General features: G+C 35.6%; 2 protein-coding genes and 1 pseudogene. All 3 read right to left on the bottom strand.

Annotated features, from left to right (window positions below; all coding sequences use genetic code 11):
* Positions 1-128 precede the first annotated feature (128 nt).
* A complete protein-coding gene (locus tag HT709_RS08135) occupies positions 129-1,232 on the bottom strand; it encodes a Gfo/Idh/MocA family oxidoreductase (RefSeq protein WP_000241720.1) in 1,104 nt (367 codons plus the stop codon).
* Positions 1,233-1,243: 11 nt separating this feature from the next.
* Positions 1,244-3,337 (bottom strand): neuraminidase NanB, encoded by a 2,094-nt coding sequence (gene nanB / locus HT709_RS08130; RefSeq protein WP_001042150.1) that lies wholly within the window; start codon positions 3,335-3,337, stop codon positions 1,244-1,246.
* 16 nt (positions 3,338-3,353) lie between these two features.
* Positions 3,354-3,977, bottom strand: a pseudogene (locus tag HT709_RS08125) (carbohydrate ABC transporter permease); the annotation flags it as partial.
* Positions 3,978-4,059 lie beyond the last annotated feature (82 nt).

The following is a 4,059-nucleotide window of genomic DNA, read 5'->3' as shown; positions in this document are numbered from 1 at the left end:
AAAATTAAAACGCTTTCAAGAGTTTGTAGTATAATAGATTTCAGTTTCAAAAACTAGCCAAGTCAAACAGCTCCTCTAAAAGTACTTTCAGAGGAGCAAGTCGACCTATAATAGGAGAATACCAAAATTTAGTTTACAATTTCTGACAATTTTACTTTGCGATCTTCAAACATAGACTGGGTACAAGCATCTGCAGTAGCAATTGCTTCTAGGGCAGCTTCACCTGTCAATAGTTTTGCAAATTCTTCTGATACTGGGGCTCCTTCCATAATCTCATGCAGATAGCGCATTTCTTTATCAATGACAGATGATAGCCATAATGGAGTACGTTTACCTGGTTTACCATAAGCAATTGCTCCATCCATCTCTGTACTATGATAGATACGAGTCCGATCATCATCTTCTTCTTGCGATTCGTGAATCAAGAAATAGCTTTCTTGCCCATCTAGCTTAAGAGTTCCTTTACAGTTGAATAAGTCTAAGCGGATGGCACCTTTGCTTCCTTGGATTAAGACATAATGTTCACCCCAACGATAAGCTGAACCCCATTCTAACAAGGCAAAACGCTTATTAGAAAATTCCATATTGACAAAAATCATATCATCTTCATCACCGAAATGTTCACCTTCATGGGCCACATTTCCACCTGTCATGGTTACAGTTTCAGGCATGCCCCCCATAAGGAATTGAACGCAATCCAATTCATGGATGTGGTGATACAAGTGACCACCTGATTTTTCACGAATTTTTTTCCATGATACTGACGGTTGTTGTTCTTCCCAACCATTACGAGCTGTATGACAATATAGAACGTCTCCGATAACTCCTTGATTAATGAGTTCTTTTGCATGATGAACACCATTAAAGAAATTCATAATATGTCCTGCCATAAAGGTTACATTGTTTTCTTTACACGCATCGACCATCTCGCGACAATCTTGATAAGAAAGCGCAATAGGTTTTTCACAGAAAACATTTTTACCATGCTGTGCAGCCTTAATAACCGGTTCCTTATGAAGATTATTTGGAGTTGCGACGATAACACAATCTACTTCATCGCTAGAAACCAACTCATCTAAGGAACTTGCTACTTTTGCTCCCAATTCTTCTGCAATCGCCTCTGCATTATCTGGATCATAGAGAAGAGTAATCTCTGCTCCATCATTCTTTTGCATGTAGCGAGCCAATTCAGCTCCAAAATACCCTGCTCCAACAACACCGTATTTAACCATGTTTTTCTCCTTTATTTTGTTAAATCATTAATTTCCAAATCTATATACTGAACTACATTGCTTAAATGCAATTCATTTCTCGACCACGAATCATATTTTTCAAACAGTACACCTATGTGATGATTTGGCAATTCTGTAATCGCAGAATAGGCATAACCATACGAAGGCAAATCAATATCATAGTGGTATCTCCAATCAATACTATCATCTTCTTTATTGACTAAACCAACAACTAATTGGCCTCCCTTACGGCCACTTCTAGAATTTGGTGTACTCAAAATGACTGCTTCTTTTCCATCAATTAATTGAGAGTATTTAATTGCAGATACTTGTGTGCCATATGAAGTTTGTTGGATTCTATCAATATACGAAACTTTCGACCATGTTTCTCCAGAATCTCTACTAGTCATATAAGCTATCTTACCTGTAGTGGTTCTAAAGAATGTTCGAATCACACCATCTCTCAGTTCAACCATTTGTGCTTCTGCTGTTGCATTTTTAAACGGAATTGAAGCTGAGGATTTCTTCCATGTTTGACCACTATCATCCGAAATGAGATAGGTTAGTTCTCCACTAGTATATGTTGCAAAAATCAATCTGTTACTTGATTTTAATGCTAAACCTTGTCCGGGACATAAGTAAGTTCCATTATGTTTTTCTCCTAAGAACGGAGGCAACAACTTAAATTGTTCCCAACTCTCTCCTCTATTCTGACTAGTTGTCATTGCTATATAATTAGTAGGAGTCACTTTAAATAACGAATCTTTGTAGAAAACATTCATAGGAACCTGTTTTCCATTATGCCTTTCTCTTAAAGAGCCACTATCAAAATCAACCGAATATTGTTCGACTGTTAAAGACTTTCCTCCCTCCAAAACTTCATACTTATCATTCATAGTATAATTTGTAGGTTTATTAGTTGTTTCATCATAAACGACACCATTTTCTCTAACTGTATAACGGAAATCGTTATCTCCATTCTTCTTTAGTTTTAAATAATAATAACCATTTATTTCTTTAAAACCTGAGTCGGCTTTATTTGCATTATTATTTCCAATACCCGCAGGCATAACATCAGCTAGTAATATCGTTTTCCCAGATTTTTTATCTTCAACAATGGATGAATCTATGAATGAAGCACTTCCACTAATTTGACTATTCTTTAATTTATTATCTCGTGGCCAGTAAACTAACTGCTCCTCATAGTCATTAAACCTCATAGCAAAAATTGGCTCACTCCACGTTTTCCCATTATCATCACTATAAGAAGTGGCAATATTAATCTTACTTTTAGAATCATGAGTCCCACCATAACGTGCATCAATACTTGATAGAACTCTTCCACTACTTAATGTATATAGTGTCGGTATTCTAAAATAGTTAGCTTGAGTAGAATCTCCTGATCGGAAAATTAACTGAAATGGATTTGACAAGGGAATAGTTGAAACTTCCTGATCACTAATTGCTTTGTTAAATAGACTGATTTCATCAATACTTCCTTTTGCGAGGTAATGTTCCTTACCTTCACGATTAACAGCTCCTAGTGTTGCCTTATCTATACCATTTATATTTGAAATTGGCAAAAATGTATCAACTGTTTCAGAGAACACTTCTATTCCATTAACATACATTGTGTATGTTTTATCTTTAGAATCAGATACAAATACTAGTGTATTTTCAACTGCCTGTCCTTTATGTTTTCCCCATAATGAAGCTGGTCTGGAAAATAAATAATTTATTCCCTTTTGGGCGTCTCTTATTTCTACACCTATCTCACCAGAATCTCTCATGAAAATTGAAAAGTAATTATTTTTAAAGCCTGCTTTATTATTAGATAGGCCAAACAAAGCTTGAAGAGAGTTTGGTTTATCTGCTTTAAATTTCATTACTACTGTCTGACTCTCTCCAGACAATTTATCTAATAACAAAGGGCTGATATCTATACTCTTATTGTTCAGTTGATATGAGCCTCCTTGAAAAATAGGAGATATGGACAGTTGACCATAGTTTAATTCATTCGCATGAATCAAAGTAGGGACTCCCATTAAAAGACTAATGCCTACAACAGAAATTCCTAGTTTTGAATAAAGACCTCTTTTATTCATTTTTTCCTTCTTTCGTCTACTTCACAGATCCTTCTGATAATCCACTTGCAATCTTATTTTGGATGATAGAGAAGAAAATAATTGATGGAAGAACTACAATAACAGACGCTGCCATCATATCTCCCCAGTCTAAGATTTCTGAACCATTAAGCGAACGAAGGGCTACTGCTACTGTCATCTTTCCTGTATTGTTAATCAAAATCAAGGCATACAAGAATTCATTCCAAGCATTGATAAATGTATAAATAGCTGTTGCTACAATACCTGGTGCTACAATCGGTAGTACAACTTTATAAAACGTAACAAATTTATTTGCACCATCAATTCGAGCTGCTTCTTCAATTCCAATTGGAACTGTTTGGAAAAATCCAACTAAGAGCCAAACTGCATATGGAACACTAAAAGATAGATAAACCATCATCAAGCCAAATAAACTATTTGTTAACCCAACTTTAGCAATGGCAATTGAATAGGGAATTGCTAACAAAATTGGTGGGAAAATGTAGGTAATGACGAGTAGTCTCGACATGATTGCTCCCAATTTAGGGAAGAATCGAACAATACCGTAGGCTGCCATAGCAGAAATAATAATCGCAATAAGGGTTGTAGCTAAGGCAATGATTAAACTATTTCGAATGTTATCAACCCCAATTATTCACCCCTAATCTAAAAACCCTCCAGAATCCTTGCCTTAGCTTAGATTCTGGATGGTTTCTTTTTTC

The sequence above is a fragment of the Streptococcus sp. 1343 genome, from assembly GCF_013277355.1.
Classification (GTDB): Bacteria; Bacillota; Bacilli; order Lactobacillales; family Streptococcaceae; genus Streptococcus; species Streptococcus pseudopneumoniae.
This window is presented reverse-complemented; position numbering and strand designations above follow the sequence as displayed.

Coding starts and splice junctions, on each gene's coding strand:
- nanB (WP_001042150.1), bottom strand. CDS start 3,337: ATGAATAAAAGAGGTCTTTATTCAAAACTAGGAATTTCTGTTGTAGGC.
- HT709_RS08135 (WP_000241720.1), bottom strand. CDS start 1,232: ATGGTTAAATACGGTGTTGTTGGAGCAGGGTATTTTGGAGCTGAATTG.